The organism is Sporosarcina oncorhynchi, assembly GCF_033304615.1.
GTDB lineage: Bacteria > Bacillota > Bacilli > Bacillales_A > Planococcaceae > Sporosarcina > Sporosarcina oncorhynchi.
This window is the reverse complement of record NZ_CP129118.1, coordinates 120,001-141,252: the sequence shown is the minus strand read 5'-3', so window position 1 is coordinate 141,252 and position 21,252 is coordinate 120,001. Positions and strand designations below refer to the sequence as shown.

Annotated in this window: 17 protein-coding genes and 2 rRNA genes (1 of these 19 only partly in view); 7 read left to right on the top strand and 12 right to left on the bottom strand. The window is 43.2% G+C overall.

Annotated features, from left to right (window positions below; translation table 11 throughout):
* Window positions 1–161 precede the first annotated feature (161 nt).
* A complete protein-coding gene (locus QWT69_RS00700; RefSeq protein ID WP_317968008.1) occupies window positions 162–2,174 on the bottom strand; it encodes a sensor histidine kinase in 2,013 nt (670 codons plus the stop codon).
* A 260-nt stretch (window positions 2,175–2,434) separates the two neighbouring features.
* Between QWT69_RS00700 and QWT69_RS00695 the strand changes: the two genes are divergently transcribed.
* Complete coding sequence (locus tag QWT69_RS00695) at window positions 2,435–4,570, top strand: type IA DNA topoisomerase (RefSeq protein ID WP_317968006.1); 2,136 nt, start codon at window positions 2,435–2,437, stop codon at window positions 4,568–4,570.
* A gap of 69 nt (window positions 4,571–4,639) precedes the next feature.
* On the opposite strand, the gene QWT69_RS00690 is transcribed toward QWT69_RS00695, so the two are convergent.
* The 9 genes from QWT69_RS00690 to QWT69_RS00650 form a co-directional block, all read right to left on the bottom strand.
* Complete coding sequence (locus QWT69_RS00690; protein WP_317968004.1) at window positions 4,640–5,662, bottom strand: ABC transporter ATP-binding protein; 1,023 nt, start codon at window positions 5,660–5,662, stop codon at window positions 4,640–4,642.
* Window positions 5,655–6,683: an ABC transporter ATP-binding protein gene (locus QWT69_RS00685; RefSeq protein WP_317968002.1), complete on the bottom strand. Its 1,029-nt coding sequence runs from the start codon at window positions 6,681–6,683 to the stop codon at window positions 5,655–5,657. Before QWT69_RS00685 ends, QWT69_RS00690 begins: the two co-directional genes overlap by 8 nt.
* Window positions 6,684–6,697: 14 nt before the next feature.
* The gene (locus QWT69_RS00680; protein WP_317968000.1) at window positions 6,698–7,621 is read right to left on the bottom strand and encodes an ABC transporter permease; all 924 of its coding nucleotides are present in this window, start codon (window positions 7,619–7,621) and stop codon (window positions 6,698–6,700) included.
* Window positions 7,621–8,556 (bottom strand): ABC transporter permease, encoded by a 936-nt coding sequence (locus QWT69_RS00675; protein WP_317967998.1) that lies wholly within the window; start codon window positions 8,554–8,556, stop codon window positions 7,621–7,623. Before QWT69_RS00675 ends, QWT69_RS00680 begins: the two co-directional genes overlap by 1 nt.
* 109 nt (window positions 8,557–8,665) lie before the next feature.
* On the bottom strand, window positions 8,666–10,324 hold the full coding sequence (locus QWT69_RS00670; RefSeq protein WP_317967996.1) for a peptide ABC transporter substrate-binding protein: 1,659 nt from the start codon (window positions 10,322–10,324) through the stop codon (window positions 8,666–8,668).
* A gap of 538 nt (window positions 10,325–10,862) precedes the next feature.
* The gene (locus QWT69_RS00665; RefSeq protein WP_317967994.1) at window positions 10,863–11,261 is read right to left on the bottom strand and encodes a hypothetical protein; all 399 of its coding nucleotides are present in this window, start codon (window positions 11,259–11,261) and stop codon (window positions 10,863–10,865) included.
* Window positions 11,262–11,335: 74 nt separating this feature from the next.
* On the bottom strand, window positions 11,336–12,715 hold the full coding sequence (locus QWT69_RS00660) for a sensor histidine kinase (RefSeq protein WP_317967992.1): 1,380 nt from the start codon (window positions 12,713–12,715) through the stop codon (window positions 11,336–11,338).
* On the bottom strand, window positions 12,712–13,383 hold the full coding sequence (locus tag QWT69_RS00655) for a response regulator (RefSeq protein ID WP_317967990.1): 672 nt from the start codon (window positions 13,381–13,383) through the stop codon (window positions 12,712–12,714). The genes QWT69_RS00660 and QWT69_RS00655 overlap by 4 nt, the downstream gene beginning before the upstream one ends.
* A 3-nt stretch (window positions 13,384–13,386) precedes the next feature.
* Window positions 13,387–14,202, bottom strand: coding sequence for a YihY/virulence factor BrkB family protein (locus QWT69_RS00650; protein WP_317967988.1), 816 nt, complete (start codon window positions 14,200–14,202; stop codon window positions 13,387–13,389).
* 173 nt (window positions 14,203–14,375) lie between these two features.
* On the opposite strand from QWT69_RS00650, the gene efeO reads away from it, so the two are divergent.
* From efeO to QWT69_RS00620, 6 genes are all read left to right on the top strand, one after another.
* Window positions 14,376–15,230, top strand: a complete 855-nt coding sequence (efeO, locus tag QWT69_RS00645) for an iron uptake system protein EfeO (RefSeq protein ID WP_317970829.1) — start codon at window positions 14,376–14,378, stop codon at window positions 15,228–15,230.
* A gap of 5 nt (window positions 15,231–15,235) precedes the next feature.
* The gene (gene efeB, locus QWT69_RS00640) at window positions 15,236–16,513 is read left to right on the top strand and encodes an iron uptake transporter deferrochelatase/peroxidase subunit (RefSeq protein WP_317967986.1); all 1,278 of its coding nucleotides are present in this window, start codon (window positions 15,236–15,238) and stop codon (window positions 16,511–16,513) included.
* A complete protein-coding gene (locus QWT69_RS00635) occupies window positions 16,488–18,227 on the top strand; it encodes an FTR1 family iron permease (protein WP_317967984.1) in 1,740 nt (579 codons plus the stop codon). The genes efeB and QWT69_RS00635 overlap by 26 nt, the downstream gene beginning before the upstream one ends.
* Window positions 18,228–18,608: 381 nt before the next feature.
* Window positions 18,609–18,902: a transposase gene (locus QWT69_RS00630; protein ID WP_317967950.1), complete on the top strand. Its 294-nt coding sequence runs from the start codon at window positions 18,609–18,611 to the stop codon at window positions 18,900–18,902.
* Entirely contained in the window at window positions 18,899–19,819 is a 921-nt protein-coding gene (locus QWT69_RS00625) for an IS3 family transposase (protein WP_317967982.1), read from the top strand. The genes QWT69_RS00630 and QWT69_RS00625 overlap by 4 nt, the downstream gene beginning before the upstream one ends.
* Before the next feature lie 69 nt (window positions 19,820–19,888).
* Window positions 19,889–20,341, top strand: a complete 453-nt coding sequence (locus tag QWT69_RS00620; RefSeq protein WP_317967980.1) for a hypothetical protein — start codon at window positions 19,889–19,891, stop codon at window positions 20,339–20,341.
* 156 nt (window positions 20,342–20,497) lie between these two features.
* Here the strand turns inward: QWT69_RS00620 and rrf are convergent.
* Window positions 20,498–20,613: ribosomal RNA gene (gene rrf / locus QWT69_RS00615) — 5S ribosomal RNA — on the bottom strand.
* Window positions 20,614–20,702: 89 nt separating this feature from the next.
* Window positions 20,703–21,252, bottom strand: a 23S ribosomal RNA gene (locus QWT69_RS00610) (it continues 2,384 nt past the right edge of the window).

Sequence of the window (21,252 nt, the reverse complement as noted above, 5' to 3'; positions counted from 1 at the left end):
GAAGAAAAGCGAAGAGACCATATTTCCCTACTAAGATAGTAGCGGAAGTATGGCCTCTTTTTATCCCTTCATTCATTATCCCGTCTACCACAAAGCCAAACCGGACGCATGATTCGTTAATTCGTTATTTCCATAAACAATTTACTTTCCCAAGTCAGCGGTCATTTCAAATGACCCGCCCTCGGCATAACGGGAAGTGCAATTGAAAAAATCGTGCCTTTGCCGAACTCGCTTTCCACGGTAATCCTTCCTTGATGTGCATGGATGATCTCCCTTACAATCGCAAGGCCCAGTCCCCTCCCGTTCCCATTTGCAGAACCGGTGGAATCTGTGTAGAGCCTCTCGAAGATGGAGGATAAGTCTTCTTCTTTTATGCCGATACCGTTATCCTTCATCTGGATAACGAGCAAACGATGTTTTTCATCCAGATGAGCGGTCACTGAGATCATACCTTTTTCCTTGGAAGTGAACTTGACAGCATTCCGGATCAGATTGGAAAAAACTTGGTGCATCCGATCCCGATCGATTTTGCACTGATAATTGTTCAGCGAGCCTGTTTCACAGTCACTTGTAAAGCCCCTATCAAGCTGCTCTATTTCAAAGCGAAATCTCTCAATCATTTGACCTAACCAAATTCCTGCATCGATATCCACGAACGCCATACTTGCCTGCCCTGCCTCTAAATTCGACAAATCCGATAAGTCATTGATCAACCGATTCAATACATTTATTTTATCGGCGACAAGGTTAGTGAAGTGTGCATTATCTAAACTGACGATGCCTTCTTGCAACGCTTGTATATAGCTGTCGAACAGCGTAACTGGTGTAGCCAGTTCATGCGCGATATTTGCAAGTAGATTGCGGCGGGATTCTCCCATAACAAGGAGATTTTCATTCAACTTTTCCAATTCCCGATTGGCTGATTCCAATGCTTCGCTTTCCAACGCTTTCTGTTCCGCTTTATCCTTCTCATCACGCAGAATATTGATCTTATCTGCCAATGCTAATGAGAGCAGCGCCACCTCAAGGACCAATGCCGTTTGTCCTGCATAATCTGTCACAACCATGAATGGAAGCAAGCCAGCCCGCTCAAATATAGTCAACAGAACGCCAACTAGAAATACAATCCATCCAGCCACAAAGAATCGCGCCTGTCGTATACCACGTTTTAAACTGATGAAGGCCACTGTCAAGACCGACGTAAAAGTACAGATTGTGCTGAACAACATCATATTTAATGCTAGGATTAAGGAGAACGGCAAAGCAAAAATGACTAACACGTTCAGCAGAGTTAGAAAACACGAGAATTTTTTGAAGCCTGGGATATGACGATTTGTTTCCAAGAAGCTTCTCGTAAAGAGGAGAATAAAAACACAAGCCAAACTAACCCAGAACGGGGTCGACATTGCATTCCATGTTGGAGAATTTGGCCATAGATATGGGAAAAGCATGCCGTTAATGGACATTTGGCCGATTAGTGTACACGTAATGACAAATACATAATAAAGGTAACTCTTCATCCGCAAACTGAAGAATAGAAATAGATTATAGAAAATCATAATAATGATCATTCCATAGAACACTCCAAGAATGACGAATTCCTGCTGGGTCTTTTCAATAAATGCTGCTTCATTCCACAACTTAATAGGAGGATGTAAATCCCCTGTACTATGTACGCCTATGAAATACGTCTTCCGTTCACCACGCGGTACATCCAACTTATAGATGAAATGCCGGTGCTTAATTTCCCTTGTATGAAAAGGATAATTGGCGCCACCGACATATAGTTCTTCAAGACCAAGTTCTTTTTTTGTATAAACCCTAATTTCATAGATCAACGGAAAAGCGAGTTCTAAAAGCCACTCTGTCTCATCAGAATCATTTTCAACTTCAAACCGAAGCCATTTTGCCGTATGGAAAAAGCCCATTTTTTGTTCCAATTCTTCCGCTGGAATGAACGCACTGACATTTTCATCTGCCGCCACTCCATCAATCGTCATAGTCTTTTCCAGATCTTTTATCAAATAAAGCGAACTGTATACATCAATACTCTGTGTATCTTTTTGCAACAGTAAAGGGGAATAATCACTACCATGGGCAGAAGAAGCATATCCAAAAACACCTAGCAGAAAAATACATGCTGTCAGTGTAAGTGCTTTGACTGTTCGCCACATGATTGATCCACTCCTTTGGGTTGAACTGCTTCTTACTAGTATGCCAAATCTCCAGTTTATAGAATGAAGGTTAAGTTAAGGTTAAGTGAAGGAAAACTATAGTAATATTTAAAGATAGTCTGATCTTTGAACTCTATCAAAGCATTTATTAGTAAACTATTTAATACATTTATCTTCTCCTCCACATAGCAACCCATCGCAATATATGAGATAATCAATCTAACAGAACGGACGTACTAAAAACCAATCGAGGTGCTCCCATGAAACCAGTAATACTAGCCGAAAAACCATCCCAGGCGAAAGCGTATGCAGACGCTTTTTCAGTGCGTAAATTTGAAGGCTATATGGAAATACAAGCGTGTCAGATATTTCCCGAAGGTGCTTATATTACATGGGGTGTTGGCCATTTAGTAGAGCTAAAAGAGCCTCATACGTACAACCCTGCCTGGAAACGCTGGACACTTGGCAGTTTGCCTATTCTACCGGAGCGCTATGAGTTTCAAGTGGCAAAAGGGAAGTTCAAGCAGTTTCAAGTTGTGAAGAAGTTGGTTCGCGGGACGGATACGGTCATTAATGCGTGTGACGTGGATCGCGAAGGGTCGAATATCTTCTATAGCATTTATTATCAGACCGGCGCGCGGAATCAGACGATCCAGCGACTATGGATCAATTCACTTGAAGTCGATGAAGTACGGAAAGGGTTTGCGAGTTTACGGGACAACCGTAAAGATCTGATGTTGTATGAGGAAGCGAAAGCCCGTCAAATAAGTGATTGGCTCGTTGGTATGAACGGATCACGATTGTATACCCTGTTATTAAAAGCAAAAGGTGTTCAAGAGGTGTTCCCGATCGGACGCGTGCAAACCCCTACTGTCTATCTAATCTACCAGCGGCAGATGGAAATCGAGAATTTTGTATCAGAGCCATTTTTCGAAGTGGAAGCGACGTTTACGGCGGAGCATGGTACGTATAAAGGGAAAGCAAAAGCGAAAGAACCAAAGCGTGAGATCATTCAGGAGTTGCTGAGAAAGCATGGGCTTAAGCCATCTTCTCCGGGTGTTGTCTCTTCAGTCACGCATACTGAAAAAAGAACCCCGCCGCCTCAACTACATGCCCTATCCACGTTGCAGGCAACAGCGAACCGTCGATGGAAGACGAGTCCGGCGGATGTGTTGAAAATCATGCAAGGTCTCTATGAAAAAAAGCTCGTAACGTATCCAAGGACGGACGCCCGACATATTACGCCGAACGAATTTGCGTATTTGAAGGACCAGGTTGGCGATTACCAGCAACTGATCGGTCATCCGTTCCCTGTCGCTTCGCTTGCACCGAAAAAGCGCTATGTTGACAGTTCGAAAGTGCAGGAACACTATGCAATCATCCCGACAAAAAAGATTCCGACACAAGCGGTTCTTGGACGGTTATCATCTCTGGAGCGGAATCTGTATGAAGAGGTCGTTCGTACGACTCTTGCGATGTTCCATACGGATTATTTGTATACGGAAACGAAAGTGACGACGGATGTGAATGGGCTTCTGTTCTTTACGACAGGGAAAACCGAGCGTGATCTAGGGTGGAAAGCTTTGTTCCAACGGTCGAAAGAGGAAAAGGACGAGCCATCTTTGCCGCCGCTACGTAATGAGGAGCCCGTCCAGAGTAAGATTTCCATTAAAGAGGGCAAGACGATGCCGCCTAAACCGTATACGGAAGGGCAACTGATCGCAATGATGAAAACATGCGGGAAGCTTGTCGAGGATAAGGACGAGACGGATATTCTGAAAGAGATTGAAGGCCTAGGAACGGAAGCAACCCGAAGCAACATCATAGAAACGATTAAAAAGCACGGGTATATTTCGGTGTCGAAAAACATTGTTTCCATTACAGCTAAAGGCCGAGTGCTTTGTCAGGCGATTGAAGGAAACTTGCTCGCAAGCCCATCGATGACGGCGAAATGGGAAGCGTATTTGCGGAAAATCGGTAACGGTGAAGGAACAGGGCAGCATTTCCTCGATAATATCGGGAAGTTCATTACGAATTTGTTGGAAGAAGTGCCGCGGCAATTGGAAGCGACGAAGATTGATGCTTCACTTGTGCCGCCACGGCCAACTAAATCATACGGTTCCTATCAAGCGGTCGAAGTTGCTCCTTGTCCGCATTGTAAAACAGGGATGATTCTTGCACGAAAATCTTTTTACGGCTGCAGCAACTATAAAAATGGCTGTAAACAAACTTTCCCAGGTATCTATCTGAAGAAGAAACTAACGCCTGCGCAAGTAAAACTTCTTTGTACGAAAGGGAAAACGAATACGATTAAAGGATTCACAGCTACTAATGGCAGTAAGTTTGATGCAAGTCTTTCCTTGGAAAACGGGAAGTTGAATTTGGTGTTTACTTAATGAAAAATCCACTTGAACCTTTTGGGCACAAGTGGATTTTCTTTTTACGTTTTGAGATTAGTGTTCATTTCATACAACGCCAACTGAAAACTGAGGTTTTTCAAACTCAGCGCCGTACTCATCACTGTATATATGGCACGCTACCCAATGATCGGCCTTATACTCTTTAAACTCTGGAATCACTTTCGCGCACACGTCCTTAGCAAATGGACATCGCGTTCTGAAACGACAACCGCTTGGCGGGTCTATCGGGCTTGGTATATCGCCTTTAATCGTCATTTTTTCACGCGATCTTTCAACTTCTGGATCCGAAATTGGAATCGAACTCAGTAACGCTTGCGTATAAGGATGCAACGGAGTGTCATACAACTCATCACTTGAGGCGATTTCCGCCATGCTACCTAAGTACATTACACCTACACGATCACTTATGTGCTTGACCATGGACAAATCATGCGCGATAAACAAATAGGTGAGTCCATGTTCAACTTGTAGCTTTTTCAACAAATTGACAACTTGTGCCTGAATAGACACGTCCAATGCTGAAATCGGCTCATCCGCTACTATAAATTGAGGGTCTACGGCAAGTGCTCTCGCAATGCCAATCCGCTGACGTTGCCCACCGCTAAATTCATGCGGATATCGATTTCCATGATCGCTGTTTAGCCCGACTGTTTCAAGTAACTCATTTACTCGCGCGGTCCGTTCTTTTTTACTTTTCACAAGTCCATGAATATCCAATCCCTCTGCAATAATATCCTTAACTGTCATTCTTGGATTTAAAGAAGCATATGGGTCTTGAAAAATCATTTGCATATTGCGATTGAATTGTTTTACCTCTTTTTTTGATTTCTTACCATGTACGTTTTCATTTAAAAAGTGAACTTCCCCGCCACTCGCTTCATACAGACCCATGATTGTCCTGCCGGCAGTGGATTTACCGCAGCCGGATTCCCCAACCAATCCGAATGTTTCCCCTTCGTAAATGTCAAAGGTAATCCCATCGACAGCTTTTAATACTGTATTACGACCCATAGGAAAATGCTTTTTCAGGTCTTTAATTTCCAACAGTTTTTCTCGACTTTTATACATGGACTTTCCTCCCTCCAACGATTGCAGTTTCCGGGATATCCACTTTAGGCGCACGTTCATCCAACAACCAACATGCCGTCTGCTGCGTGCTAGACAAACGGGTATATTCAGGCATATTTTCTTTACATACTTTCATCGCATAGGGACACCTAGTTACGAAAGGGCACCCTTTTGGCGGATTTGCTAAATTTGGCGGCGACCCTGGAATTGCCAGCAACTCTTCTGTCTTGCTATTTAGTTTCGGCATGGATCCTAAAAGTCCCCAAGTATACGGATGTTTTGGGTTGTAAAAAATCTCGTCTATATTACCAGTCTCTACAATCTTCCCGCCATACATGACTGCTACCCTGCTCGCTACACTCGCCACAACACCTAAATCATGGGTAATTAAAATGATTGCGGTTCCGATTTTTTCTTGGAGCTCACGCATAAGCTCTAAAATTTGCGCTTGAATGGTTACATCCAAAGCTGTCGTTGGTTCATCCGCAATTAAGACCTTCGGGTTGCATGCCAAAGCAATCGCAATCATTGCACGCTGACGCATTCCACCGGAGTATTGGTGAGGATATTGCTTAATGCGTGTTTCAGCATTCGGAATTCCAACGAGTCTTAATAATTCAACTCCACGCTTTTGTGCTTCCTTCTTCGTCATCTTTTGATGTTTAATCAAACTTTCAGCGATTTGATTTCCGACTGTCATTGTTGGGTTAAGAGAGGTCATTGGATCCTGAAAAATCATGCTGATCTCTTTACCACGGATATTTTGCATTTGTGTTTCTGATTTCTTCGTTAAATCCTCGCCTTTGAAAAGAATTGAACCACCGACAAATTTTCCCGGGGGCATAGGTACAATCCGCATAATCGAATGCGCCGTCACGCTTTTCCCTGAACCGGATTCGCCTACAATTGCCAATGTTTCTCCTTCATTCAACTCGAAAGAAATCCCACGAACGGCTTGAACGTCAGCACCGTACGTTTCAAAAGATACGGATAGATCCTTTACATCTAATATTTTTTTCACGTTCGCACGCCCCCTTATTTACTCTCTTTTGGATCCAGCGCATCTCTTAATCCATCTCCTATAACATTAAACGCAAGAATCGTTAAGCAGATAAAGAATGCTGGGAAAAAGATTTGGTACGGATAGTATTGGAATGACGATAATGCATCCGATGCCATCGTACCCCAACTTGCGCGAGGCGCTGGTACACCCAAACCTAAATAACTTAGAAATGCTTCAGTGAATATTGCTGTTGGTATCGTTAACGTCAATGTCACTAAAATCGGCCCGATTGTATTTGGAACTAAATGTCGAAATAACAATCTAGAATTGCTTGCCCCAAGGGACTTTGATGCCAACACATATTCTTCAGATCTCAGCTGCATGACTTGTCCACGGACAATCCTCGCCATATTAATCCATCCTGTAATCGTCATCGCAATAATCATTGTCCAGAGCCCTGGCGGCATCACAACCATAAGGAGAATGACGACTAATAGATACGGGACTCCGTATAAAATATCAGCTACACGCATCATATATTCATCCAATTTGCCACCGAAGAACCCGGAGACCGATCCCCAAATCACACCGATGATCAAATCAATAAGAGAAGCCATTAAACCAATGAACAAGGAAATTTTCGCCCCATACCAAGTTCGTGCAAATACATCTCTACCCAAGTTGTCAGTACCAAACCAATGCTCCCCTGATGGTGACTGATTTGCATTTATCAAATCCGTTTCGTCGTAACTATGTCCGGAAATTGGTCCCCCAATAAACGCCATAATCGCTAAAAGGATAATGACCGTAACACCAAAAACTGCTAGTTTGTTCTTTTTGAATCGGCGCCAAGCATCTTTCCAATAAGACGTACTTTCTCCAACGATTTGTTCAGCCGCAGCTTGGTCTACTGATAACGTTTCAAAATCAGCGTCTTTTATTTGTGCCTGTACCATTATGCCTTTGCCCCCTTACCCGCCAATTTTATCCTCGGATCTACCAATCCATAAATAAAATCGACTACTAAAATCGAAACGAGCAAAAGAATACTATAGAAAACTGTCGTCCCCATTATCACTGTATAATCTCGATTTGTAATGCTGACGACAAATTCATTTCCTAAGCCAGGAATCGCAAATATCTTCTCGATAATGAAGCTCCCGGTAAGTATGCCTGCAACTAGTGGTCCGAGATAAGAAACTACCGGTAAGATAGCATTTCTTAAAGCATGTTTGTAAATGACGACTGCCCCTGATAGTCCTTTTGACTTTGCAGTTTTAATATAATCAGCATTCATAACTTCCAGCATGCTTGAACGCATTAAACGAGCTATAAACGCGAGCGGTGTTGTTGCCAAAGCGACTGCCGGTAAAATTGTATGTGCGAACGAATCAAACCTGGCAATCGGTAGCAGAGACAATTGGATGGAGAAGATATATTGTAAAATAGTGGCCAATACGAAACTTGGAACCGATATTCCGAGTATCGCAATGACCATTACGGTATAGTCGCCGGATTTATTATGATAAAACGCTGCAATTACACCGAATAAGATACCAAATGCCAATGCTAGAAAAATAGCCTCTAGCCCTAAAACTAACGAATATGGCAAGCCTCGTTTGATAATATCGGTGACTTGTTGTCCTTCGTATTTAAACGATGGGCCAAAATCAAAAGTAGCGGCATTTACCAAGTAATCGAAGTACTGTTTATAGAGCGGATCATTTAATCCGTAAGCAGCTAACATTTGCTGTTCAATTGCAGGAGAAGTTTTACGTTCGGATGTAAAAGGTCCGCCTGGTGCCATTTTCATCAATGCAAAGGTAATCGTAATTATAAAAAAAAGGGAAACGATGATATACCCGACCCTTTTCAGCATGTATATAGCCAAACCATAACACCCCCATAATCTATGAAGTCTATCATATCTGTTAAACACAAAAGGGGGTGAAAACAGGTCACCCCCCTATGAATCCTATTCAACGATCTAGATTCAAAACTTATTCAGCAGCAATATAGCCCCACTTATATTGCACGACACCAAGTGGTGAAACTTCGATGTTTTGTACTTTCTCTTTGTTTGTCCATACATTTGTATAGAAGTATACAGGAGCTAATGGAAGTTCTTCCATGAATATTTCTTCAGCTTCCCGTAAAATCTTCTCGCGTGCATCTTTGTCTAGTTCTGTTCTAGACTTTTTAAGCAACGCTTGGTAATCTGCATTTTCCCAATTTGTATAGTTATTCCCGCCAACAGTTTCAAAGATTTCCAAGAAGTTAATTGCATCGTTGAAGTCAGCAATCCAGCCCATACGACCAACTTGGAAGTCTCCAGCACCCATAGAGTCGAGGTAAACACCCCACTCTTCGTTATTCAACTCGACGCTTACTCCAAGGTTTTTCTTCCACATATCTTGAACGGCTTGAGCAATCGCGCCATGCGCCTCACTTGTGTTGTAAGAAAGTTTAACAGTTGGCAACTCGCTTAAGCCAAGCTCTTCCAAGCCTTTCTCTAGTAACTTTTTCGCTTCTTCTACATCATTGTCGGAGAAGTACCCTTTTGCGTTCTCCTCAAAGATCGATGATGGAACAAGTGCCATTGCCGGTTGCTGTTCACCTTTAGTAATGTTATCTACAATGCCTTGGCGGTTAATAGCCATTGCAAACGCTTTCCGGATGTTCACGTTAGTGAACGGCTCCTCTTCAACGTTGAAAGCATAGTAGTATACACCCGCTTGTGGTGAAATATTTAGTGTACCTTCCGACTTGTAATGCGGAATAGCTGCAAGAGGAATGGAATCAGTCGGAGATCCTAGCCAATCCAATTCGCCCTTGTCGTACATTTGTTTTGCAGTGTTTTCATCCATAATCATGAACATGTTGATTGTTTCTAATTTAACTGTGTCTGCATCCCAATATTCTGGGTTTTTCTTCAGGACAATTTTGTCTTTATGTTTCCATGAATCCAATAAGAACGGACCGTTAGTCACGTAGTTATCTGTTTTTTCCTGTGCCCAATCATTTTTTCCGTCAACCACTTTTGCGTTAACAGGGAAGAATGTATAGAACGCTGTTAAATCCAAGAAATACGCAGTTGGTTGTTCTAACTCTACAACCAATGTATGATCGTCTTCTGCTGTAACACCGACGTCATCTAATGAACCACCATTTTCCTTAGCAGCTTCTGCACCTTTTATCATATACATTTGGTACGCGTAATCCGTGTCTGCATTTGCAGGATCCAGTACCCATTTCCAAGCGTATTCAAAGTCGCCCGCAACAACAGGGTCGCCATTTGACCATTTCGCGTCTTTACGTATCTTAAACGTATACGTCAATCCGTCTTCTGAGAGCTCAAAATCCTCTGCCATTGCTTTTTCAACTTCTTCTTGTTGGTTTACACGCATTAACCCTTCAAAAACTTGGTTTAACACTGCCCCTGAAGTCGAATCCGTAGCAGAACCCGGATGCATGGAAGGCGGCTCCTCGCGAATATTCACATTAATTGTTTGGTCTGCAGCCAATTCATCTTTCGTCGGCTCTTTTGCAGGCGTTTTGGATGAATCTTTCTCTCCACCCTTATCATCATTACAAGCTGCCAATACCAAACTAAGACTTAATACTAAAGCAAATAAAAGTGACCATTTTCTTATACCCATTGTATATCCCCTTTCAATACTTTTCTGACATATCAAACTTCTGGTATGCCTTGTAAACTATTATACAGCTGTCCCAACTATTTTCAACATAATTTTATAATCTTTGGTTGATTCTAAAACTTCAGCATTAAATTAATTTCTAACTGAAAGTCTATCATAGGAGAGCGTTCTTTTCGATCATAGGAAGATGGAAGAGTAGGAGGGATAAAAAAGTCAACTCCATGAATAGGTCCACTGACATACGCGGCGTCTGAATGGGCTGGTGCTCGGTCTAGGAAGGACGAAGATGGCGCTTGTGCAACTAGTTAAAATTGACGTTTCTGCGGGTGTACAAACAGTAGCGTGGAAAACGGGCACTGTATAACTTATAATGCTATTTCCTACTTAATAATTACCATGAAAATTGCTATACCAACAAAAATAGGAACGCTAATTCATATTTGAATTAGCGTTCCTATATGCTAGACTATTTAACGTTTGCTTTTCGATTACAAAACTCGTTAACCTTAAACGCCTTCCTATTAATTTCCCGCTGAAATTAGCGTCTTCCTTCTTTTTCAATGAGAAATGTAACTAAAACAAATAACACAAAGCTAATCAGCAAGATACTTCCACCGACAATGTAGAAGATGAGCGAGAATGTTTCATTCAAACCAAATGGCTTCATGAATTGGAACCACATACCCGCCGTTAATCCGATAGAGCCGATGATGGCTGTCCAACCGTGCACTGTAACCAGCTTTTTCGCGCGCACTTTATAAACCTTGTAAAATACGCCCCATGCAAAGACGGACAACCAACCGACCACTAGAATATGCGCGTGGATCGGACGGAAAGCGCCTGAACCCGAACCTGCCATATGTGACCCTAAAAATGCGCCTATGACACCGAATATTGCTGAAATGCGGATTAATCGTATACTCCATTTTTCCTGCATAATAATTCCTCCTGTTTTGTTCTTATACTACCCCTATCATACAGGCTCAACATGAACGGAACATGAACAGGACATTACAATTTCGGAAGTATAACCGTAAATGTTGTGCCTTCGCCTGCTTTGCTGACTACTTTCACATCTCCATCATGAAGTTGGACGACTTGACGGACGATTGCAAGCCCAAGACCTGTCCCTTCGATTTCCTGTGTTCTCGAAGTATCCACTCGATAAAAGCGGTCAAATAGCCGATTTACATGTTCTTCGGCAATCCCTATCCCACTGTCTTTCACCTTTACTTCAATATGGTTCGGGTAATCACGTAACCGGATATCAATCTCACCATCTTTTTGTGTGTATTTCAAGGCGTTGGATAACAAATTCTCCCATACCTTTTCGAGAAATGCGGGGTCGCCCGTAAAGTCCACTTCATCTAGCTCCATAGTGAGCGACATTTGTTTTTCTTCCAACAGCCATCTATACTTGCGGATAATATCCGAGATTTGTTGATTTAGACTGAAGCGCTTCGGTTGTAAAGGTGACTCCAATTGGTCAAGGGACGTCAGCAACAATAACTGTTTCGTCAGTAATGAGAGCCGCTCCGTTTCGGATTGGATGACTTTCGCATAATTTTGCCGCTTCTCCTCCGAAAGCTCTTTATTCATCAGCAAATCAGCGTACCCTTTAATATTGAGCAATGGTGATTGGAAATCATGGGACACATCACTAATAAATTCTTTTCGGATTCGGTCGTTTTCACTTAACTTTTCCGTCATCCTTTGAAAGCTTTGCGCCAATTGTCCAATTTCATCTTTCCGATTAATATCGAGTGTTCCGGTAAACTGCTCCTCACCGACCCTTTTTGCTGCCATCGTCAATTCCGTAATCGGCTCTATCAACTTCTTGGCAACAATGAGCATCGACAATAGGCTGACGATCGCCATTACGATAACCATCCCACCTAATAAGTAATGCACTTCCGTAAACAGCAGTTTGATATCGGGGCGCATAAACAGCGCATAAGTCGTTCCTCCGTACGTGAACGGCACACCGACTGTATTTGCTAGTTCATCGGAAAAGAACCCTGTCATGAACGTCTCAGTTTTCAAATCACGCATCCCGTGATACGGTTGTCCATCCAATACGCCTTGAACCGAAGCCATACTGAGATTCTGCAGACGGAACGGTGCTCCAAATCTGAACTCTTCCCCGTCTTCATTCACCACAAAGATTTTGTAGCCCGCATCTGCTTGTGTCTGAAAAAAAATTTCAATGTCCGCATGTTCGTCCGATTCAATATAGGAGGCAATTGACAGCGCGATATTCATATTTTTATTATCGTTCCGTCCTTTTAATTGCTGATGATAATATGTATTGACGACGAGAAAAGCAAGAATTGCGCTCACTAGCATAATCCCGATTGTAAAGGTCAGGAATTTCCCATACAAAGACCTCATGAAGTGACCTCGAGCTTATACCCGACGCCTCTCACGGTCGAAATTTTAATCGATTCAGGAAGACCTTCAAGCTTATCGCGCAGCCGTTTAATATGCACATTCAATGTCTGTTCATCCCCTTCATAGTCAAAGCCCCACACACGTTCAATGAGTAAATCTCTCTCAAATACATGATTCGGCTTGGATGCAAGAACGGATAACAGTTCGAATTCTTTCAACGGCAACAGCAATACTTTCTTACCTATTGATACTTCATAGCTTTGCCGGTTGATTTGAAGCGGACCAACACGTATATGGATATCCACTGCTTTATCATAACGCCGCAAAATCGCATTGATTCTAAACAACAGCTCCTTCGGCTCAAATGGTTTCACGACATAATCATCGGAACCCGCAAGAAACCCTTTTTCCTTATCCTCCAGTTCCCCTTTTGCCGTCAGCAATAAAACCGGTATATCCGCTTCGTCACGAAGTCTTTTCGTCAGCTCATAGCCGTCCATCCCAGGCATCATCACGTCGACGACAGCTAAATCAGGCAAGTCCTCATCCAACAGTTTGAGCGCTTCTATGCCGTTCCCCGCTTTCATGACAGCATAGCCAGCCTGTGATAAATGGATGTTAACCAGCTCTAAAATATTCGGATCATCATCCACCACTAGAATCTTCATGTTTCATTTCCCCCTCCATGTTAACGATCTGCGCCATTCCGAGTTCAGCAGACCCGAAAGCATCAAAATAACTGCTGTCAGATAGAACCATAGAACAAGCAGAATAATTCCAGATAACTGTCCATAAATTCTTGTATAATCAACATTCGCTACGTAGTTTCCGAAGATTAGAGAAAACAACTGCCAACCAATCGCTGAAAAGAGAGCGCCCGGCCATACTTCCTTAAGCTTCATTTTACCTGTTGGCACGAATTTGTAAAACAATAGAAAGAACAAGAACAAAAACAACGACCCGAGTCCCCACTTCACATTCGGCCATATATAGAGCCAACCGCGCCATTGCTCAACTGAATCATAATACGTCACAAATTCATGTAACGCACGCTCTAATAAAGGAAGAAACAGTGATGAAGACAGAACGAGCATGAATAAAAGCGTCACAGCCAGATCACGAATGAGCACTTTCCAGAATGGATAGCGTCTTACATAGCCATTTGCCTGATCAAGCGAACGAGCGAGTGACTGTACGGCAACCGATGATACCCAAAAAGCGATTGCCAAGCTTGTATACAACACTTTTCCTTGCACTTTGAAAATGATGGAGCGGACATTTTGTTCGATTATATGATATGCCTCTGTTGGTGCAAATGGCTTGATAAAAGCTAAAAGCATCTCTTCATCGACAGGCAAGTAGCTGACCAACGCAAAGATAGAGATAAGAAAAGGAAACATTGACAACAGTAAGTAATAGGCTGTTTGCGCGGCTTGGTCAAAAAACCGTTCTTTAAAGAACCGTTTCACTACATTGATAAAAATCATTTGCACTCACCTCCTGCCCTCAATATACCCTATTCACAATAAACATATGGAATGCATGAAGGGTTTTCACATTTTTTTCTAATTCAATGCTCTATTTTCTATTGACAAGATGATGAGAATGATTATCATTATTAATGAAGAGATTTTATTCTCCTATAGAAAGAAGGATTATGATGAAGAGAAACGCACTTTTATCAATTTTAGTTAGCGGAGGCCTTATCTTGTCAGGCTGTAATGCAATTGAGAATGACAAGTCTACTTCAGAACAAAACGCGGTAGGAACAACAATAGATTTAACTCAAGAACTAGATGCATATAAACAGTTTGCTTTAGAACAGATGGACCAATTCGTTCTAGAGACTGAAAAGTTCGTGACTGCGGTGAAAAACGGAGAACTGGAAGAAGCAAAAACAATTTATCCTTTAGCCCGTATGTATTTCGAACGGTCTGAACCAATTGCGGAAAGCTTTGGTGACTTGGATCCTCGTATCGACGCACGTTTAGCAGATATTGAAGACGAAGGTCTTGGTGAAGAGGATTGGTCCGGGTACCATAAAATTGAATATGGTCTATGGGTTGAGAATACGACCGTAGGTTATGAAGAAATTGCTGACCAACTGTTGAAAGACGCCAAGGAATTGCGCGCGCGTGTGGAAACGGTTGACGTGTCACCTGACTTGATGATTACAGGCTCCGTCGATTTGTTGAATGAAGTGTCTACTTCAAAGATCACTGGAGAGGAAGAAATTTATTCCCATACGGATCTCTATGACTTCAAAGCAAATATTGAAGGCGCCGAAAAGATTTTTGAAATCCTAAAAGATAAAATTGCTGAAAAAGATACTGAACTTGTTAACGAATTAACCGATAAGTTCGCGGCAATCAATGAATTACTTGCTATGTATGAAGATGGAAAAGGCGGCTATGTCTCTTACCTCGATTTAACGAAGGAAGATACGAAAGCATTATCCGAAGCGGTAAATCATCTCGGTGAACCATTAAGCCAAATGGGGATCATAATGGAGTGAGTGAATTGACTGAGTCAAAAGAAGAGAAGTTTTACGATAAGAAAATTTCCCGTAGGCAAATGCTCAAGTACACTGGAGCAGGTGCTGCGGGCATTGCAATTGGCGCTTCAGGCCTTGGCGGCATTTTAAACGTATTTGGCATGACTGCGCCAGATGATGATGAGAGTGCCGTCAATAAAGTGAATTTTTATGGTGCCCACCAATCTGGGATTGCGAACGAAGTTCCCACTCATGTCTACTTTGCTTCGTTAAACGTCACTGTCAAGTCCTTGAAAGAATTGCAAAACCTCTTTAAAGCATGGACTCCACTTACCGTTCGTCTGATGAATGGCGAGCCTATCGGGGAAGCCTCATCGAACGGATTTGTTCCGGCAAAAGATACAGGCGAATCAAAAGGGCTGGACGCATCGAATTTAACAATTACATTCGGCGTTGGTCCCTCTCTATTTGAAAAACCAGAGCTGGGCCTTGCGCATAAACGACCAAGTGAATTAAAGCAGTTGCCCCATTTTCCAAAAGATCAGCTGGAAACCGCGTATTCAGACGGTGATATTTGCATTCAAGCATGTGCCGATGATCCGCAAGTCGCTTTTCATGCAGTCCGTAATCTAATCCGCGCGGCTTCCGGAAAAGTGACGATGAAATGGTCACAGGCAGGGTTTAATTCCTATCCAATGAAAAAGAATAAAAAACAAACGCCTCGAAATCTTTTTGCTTTTAAAGACGGCACAGTCAATATTAACACGAAAAGCAAAACTGATATGAATGAAACTGTATGGGTTCAACCCGGTGAATCAGCATCCTGGATGACGGGCGGCTCCTATCTGGTCACACGCCGCATCCAGATGCATCTTGAGACATGGGATAGGACCGCACTTGGTGAACAGGAAGCGACATTTGGAAGGCATCGTGATTCAGGGGCACCCCTCGGACTTCATCATGAAATGGACGATTTGGGATTGGATCGAAAGGAATCCTCTGGTGAAATGACGATTCCAGCAGATTCACATGGTCGACTTGCCCGGGAATCAGGGGAGCGTATTTTACGGAGATCATTTTCGTACTCATCAGGTGTTATTGATTCGACAGGTACTTTTGATGCGGGTTTGCTCTTTATTTCATTTCAAAAACATCCTAAGCAATTCATCAAGATCCAGAATAGTTTTGGCCGTGTTGACAAATTGAATGAATACATCACACATCGAGGTAGCGCGTTGTTTGCCTGCTTCCCTGGTGTTCAAAAGGGGAGTTATATCGGTGAAGCTCTTTTTAAATCGTTGTAAACGAACGGGACTTCTAGCGGTACTCCTTCTAGTCTTGGTCATTCAACCGGTAGTTGCCGCGGAATCATACAGTGACTTGTATATTGCAATCGGAGAGGCAATTATGAGTACAAAACAAGGACAGGATTTCGAAACAGAAAAAGCGTTGGCTGAGTTCAAAGCTTCCTGGATGGATATGAAGCCCAGTGAACTGACAGAAGCCCGTGAAGTGGAACAGATGCTAAAGGTTGCCGTAGATGCACAGAATGACGAAGAGCGGCTTAAAGCCCTCACTGCACTCTCCAAATCCCTTCATCATTTAGAGAAGGCAGAAAATCCGGTGGATGAGCTGGCAGAGCGTGCAAAATTCGCCAAAGCCATTCAGCCTGCACTTGATGATTTCAAAGTTGCTATTCAATCGGCAGACCGTCAAGCGATGCAAGATGCGAATAAGCGGTTCATTGCATCGTGGACGAAAAATGAACGACCCGTTCGCGAGCAAGACATTGCCGCATACGGAAAAATCGAGAACCAAACAGCGTTCATCCGAATTACATTGGCAGCGGATGATATAGATCAAAATGCTTTGAAGCAACAGTTCATAGATTTGCAAACAGCCATTACCGACTTCAGCAATGGAAAGAAGGTTGCAAAGACTCAAGGGGACTATTCATTAGCCTCCCTTATTGAGTTACTGGAAACTAGCAAACAACAAGTCCAAGCTAATCAATATAAGGAAGCAGCCGGATCGCTTCGTAATTTCATTACGACTTGGCCGAATGTCGAAGGCGAAATCCGAACGAAGAACGCTTCTTTGTATCAAAAGATCGAAAATGATCTACCATTATTAGTGAGCGAACTGTCGAAGACAAAGATTGATGATCAGAAGATTATTAGCCAATTATATGACTTTAAACAGCAAATTGCCTTGTTGCAAGGAGACACATCTTACAGCTTCTGGGATTCTGCATTAATTTTATTACGTGAAGGCTTAGAAGCACTGCTAATTATTATCGGACTGGTGGCATTTTTGAAGAGAGCTAATCAGGAGCATGCGAAACGTTGGGTATATATCGGAGCAGTTCTTGGGATTTTTGTCAGTACAGCTGCAGCAATTTTGATGTCTACCATTTTCCAATCTGTCACTATCGGGATGAATCGCGAGCGGATGGAGGGGTATATCGGACTCCTAGCCGCGGCACTAATGATTGGCGTTGGAATCTGGTTGCATAGTAAATCGACTGTGTTGTCATGGAATCAGTACATTTCAAAACGTCTGGATCATGCGATTTCCAAGCAAAGTGTCTGGGCAATGGCGTTTATCAGCTTCCTAGCTGTATTCCGTGAAGGAGCTGAAACGATTGTTTTCTATGCAGGAATTGCACCTAAAATGTCTACAGCTGAGTTTACGGCTGGAATCGCACTTGCATTTGGCATATTAGTCGTTGTGGCGATTGTACTTTTGCGCATGACAGGACGGATTCCGATTCACCGTTTCTTTGCGGTAGCTACTTTCTTTATTTACATTTTGGCATTTAAGATTATCGGCGTGAGCATCCATACGTTGCAATTAACGAATGTGATTCCGACGCATGCGGTGTCCGGTTTACCGATTGTTAACCTCATCGGTTTCTATCCGACAACTGAGACGATGATTGGCCAAGCAATATTGGTTGTGCTAGTCATTGGCACGATTCTGTATAAAAGAAAACAGGAAAAAGCGATACTAATATGAATGAAGTTAAGACTGCCCGATTAGCGGGTGGTCTTTTTTGTTGTTGATTGACGTATCAGACGGATGTGTATTGTAGGGAGGAGTAAGTGGTTACTAATTGGATAGAACATTTTTCAAAGAAAAGAGCTGTATATCATGCACCATACGAGTTGCTGGCCAGCTTGTTTGTTTGCATGAGGCCGAAGTAATTGCCGCAAGTGGACGTTGAGCGGTTTACGCACGGGGTTAAGCGGTTTCTGCATGGGGTTGAGCGGTTTACGCATGGGGTTGAGCGGTTTACGCATGGGGTTGAGCGGTTTTGAAGCTAGTATAGAAAGTGGACACAACCCAATGAGCGTGTTTGGATAGAGTTAACCAACTAACTGATCGGAGTGTGTCCTTATGAGTAAACGAATCGATGATAAATTAAAGGAACATCTTGTTAAATTAGTAGTAGAGGAAGGTAAGAAACAAACTGACTTATGCAGGGAGATGGATGTACCTCCTAGCTCCTTACGGAGATGGGTCAGTGACTACCGAAAAGCAGCACAAGCAGAGCGGAGCGGCAAGGAGTATATGACGCCGACCGAACAGCTTAAACAACAACGTAAGCTTGAGAAAGAAATACAGGAATTGAAGGAAGAGAATGAAATCCTAAAAAAGGCCATGCACATCTTTTCGAAAAACCCGCAGTGATCTTTCAATTCGTTGAAGATCATCGGAATCAATACCGCGTGAATAAGATGTGCGAAGTCCTTCTAGTATCAACCAGCGGCTATTATAAGTGGCGAGAAAAAAACCAAAGCGACATGCAGAAGAAGAAAGAAGGAGCGTTGAAGTACATCCAACAGATTTTCTTTGAGTACAGAGAAGTTTATGGCAGTCCTCGTATTCATAAGGAACTTGACAAGATTGGCATGGTCTTATCTGAAAAGACCGTAGGTAATTACATGCGTGAGCTTGGTCTATGCGCTACAATGCCTTCGCGCTACACAGTTACGACCAAATCTAATTCTGAGCACTTAATCTATCCAAATCTGTTAAATCGTAATTTTAATACAGACGAACCTAATAAGGTGTGGGTAGTCGATATCACGTATATTTGGACAAGTGAAGGCTGGTTATATTTGGCCACAGTAATGGATCTCTTTTCCCGTAAAATCATTGGATTTAATCTTGACAAGAGCTTATCAAAAGAATTGCCAAGGTTAGCCCTAGTGCGAGCTTTTCTCTTCCGCCAACCAGAAGAGGGACTGGTCCACCATTCGGATCAAGGGTGTCAATACACATCCAATGACTACATCGAACTTCTGAAAGAGAAGAAATGTGAAATTAGTATGAGCCGCAGAGGTGACTGTTTCGACAACGCATGTATCGAATCTTTCCATGCGACTATCAAGAAAGAACTGATTTATCGTCGTAAATTCAAGACTAGAGATGAGGCTGAAAGAACCGTCCTAGACTATATTGTTTCGTTCTACAACGAAAAACGCAGTCATTCTACATTAAATTACACGTCACCTAATCAGTTTGAATTAATGTATCAGGAATCCATTAAGAAAAACGCTCAGAAACCATCCGCAACTATCATGGAAGAACAGTTGGCTTTATAACTGTTCTTCCATGATAGTACAGCAAGCGAAGCGCGGTAGGCATTTCATAATAAAAGCGCTCAAAATAATTTGTCCACTTTCTTGACAGAAGACCAGTTTACGCATGGGGTTGAGCGGTTTACGCATGGGGTTGAGCGGTTTACGCATGGGGTTGAGCGGTTTACGCATGAGGTTGAGCGGTTTCTGCATGGGGTTGAGCGGTTTACGCACGGGGTTGAGCGGTTTCTGCATGGGGTTGAGCGGTTTCCTTGTGGGGTTGAGCGGTTTACGCATGAGGTTGAGCGGTTTCTGCATGGGGTTGAGCGGTTTACGCATGGGGTTGAGCGGTTTACGCATGAGGTTGAGCGGTTTCTGCATGGGGTTGAGCGGTTTACGCATGGGGTTGAGCGGTTTACGCATGGGGTTGAGCGGTTTACGCATGGGGTTGAGCGGTTTACGCATGGGGTTGAGCGGTTTCTCTATCAACTTTTTTTATGCAGATCAAAAGGAAAAACTAATTTGTATTCACGCGACATGGGGTGATTTTTGCAAGATTTCTCATCCGCGGATAATGATTGTCGCGGGACAACGTCCACTTCCTAAGCATGACGATTTCGCGCCAAATGCTTTTAACCAATCATGCACTGTCGTACTTATTTTAACGCACAAAAAAACCATCCCCCACAAGGGATGGCCTTTGCCTGGCGACGTCCTACTCTCACAGGGGGAAACCCCCTACTACCATCGGCGCTGAAGAGCTTAACTTCCGTGTTCGGTATGGGAACGGGTGTGACCTCTTCGCCATCATTACCAGACAACTGAACGATACTTGTTCGTTCAAAACCGGATAAAACAGACATTGTTGCTGAACTCATCACGTTCAACCGTGCGCTTTCTAACATATAAGGTTAAGTCCTCGATCGATTAGTATCCGTCAGCTGCACGTGTCGCCACGCTTCCACCCCGGACCTATCTACCTCATCTTCTTTGAGGGATCTTACTTACTTGCGTAATGGGAAATCTCATCTTGAGGGGGGCTTCATGCTTAGATGCTTTCAGCATTTATCCCTTCCACACATAGCTACCCAGCGATGCCTTTGGCAAGACAACTGGTACACCAGCGGTGTGTCCATCCCGGTCCTCTCGTACTAAGGACAGCTCCTCTCAAATTTCCTGCGCCCGCGACGGATAGGGACCGAACTGTCTCACGACGTTCTGAACCCAGCTCGCGTACCGCTTTAATGGGCGAACAGCCCAACCCTTGGGACCGACTACAGCCCCAGGATGCGATGAGCCGACATCGAGGTGCCAAACCTCCCCGTCGATGTGGACTCTTGGGGGAGATAAGCCTGTTATCCCCGGGGTAGCTTTTATCCGTTGAGCGATGGCCCTTCCATGCGGAACCACCGGATCACTAAGCCCGTCTTTCGACCCTGCTCGACTTGTAGGTCTCG

Excerpts from the sequence above, each read along its gene's own strand:
- QWT69_RS00700 (WP_317968008.1), bottom strand. The coding sequence starts at position 2,174 with ATGTGGCGAACAGTCAAAGCACTTACACTGACAGCATGTATTTTTCTG.
- QWT69_RS00695 (WP_317968006.1), top strand. The coding sequence starts at position 2,435 with ATGAAACCAGTAATACTAGCCGAAAAACCATCCCAGGCGAAAGCGTAT.
- QWT69_RS00690 (WP_317968004.1), bottom strand. The coding sequence starts at position 5,662 with ATGTATAAAAGTCGAGAAAAACTGTTGGAAATTAAAGACCTGAAAAAG.
- QWT69_RS00680 (WP_317968000.1), bottom strand. The coding sequence starts at position 7,621 with ATGGTACAGGCACAAATAAAAGACGCTGATTTTGAAACGTTATCAGTA.
- QWT69_RS00670 (WP_317967996.1), bottom strand. The coding sequence starts at position 10,324 with ATGGGTATAAGAAAATGGTCACTTTTATTTGCTTTAGTATTAAGTCTT.
- QWT69_RS00665 (WP_317967994.1), bottom strand. The coding sequence starts at position 11,261 with ATGCAGGAAAAATGGAGTATACGATTAATCCGCATTTCAGCAATATTC.
- QWT69_RS00660 (WP_317967992.1), bottom strand. The coding sequence starts at position 12,715 with ATGAGGTCTTTGTATGGGAAATTCCTGACCTTTACAATCGGGATTATG.
- QWT69_RS00655 (WP_317967990.1), bottom strand. The coding sequence starts at position 13,383 with ATGAAGATTCTAGTGGTGGATGATGATCCGAATATTTTAGAGCTGGTT.
- QWT69_RS00650 (WP_317967988.1), bottom strand. The coding sequence starts at position 14,202 with ATGATTTTTATCAATGTAGTGAAACGGTTCTTTAAAGAACGGTTTTTT.
- efeO (WP_317970829.1), top strand. The coding sequence starts at position 14,376 with ATGAAGAGAAACGCACTTTTATCAATTTTAGTTAGCGGAGGCCTTATC.
- QWT69_RS00630 (WP_317967950.1), top strand. The coding sequence starts at position 18,609 with ATGAGTAAACGAATCGATGATAAATTAAAGGAACATCTTGTTAAATTA.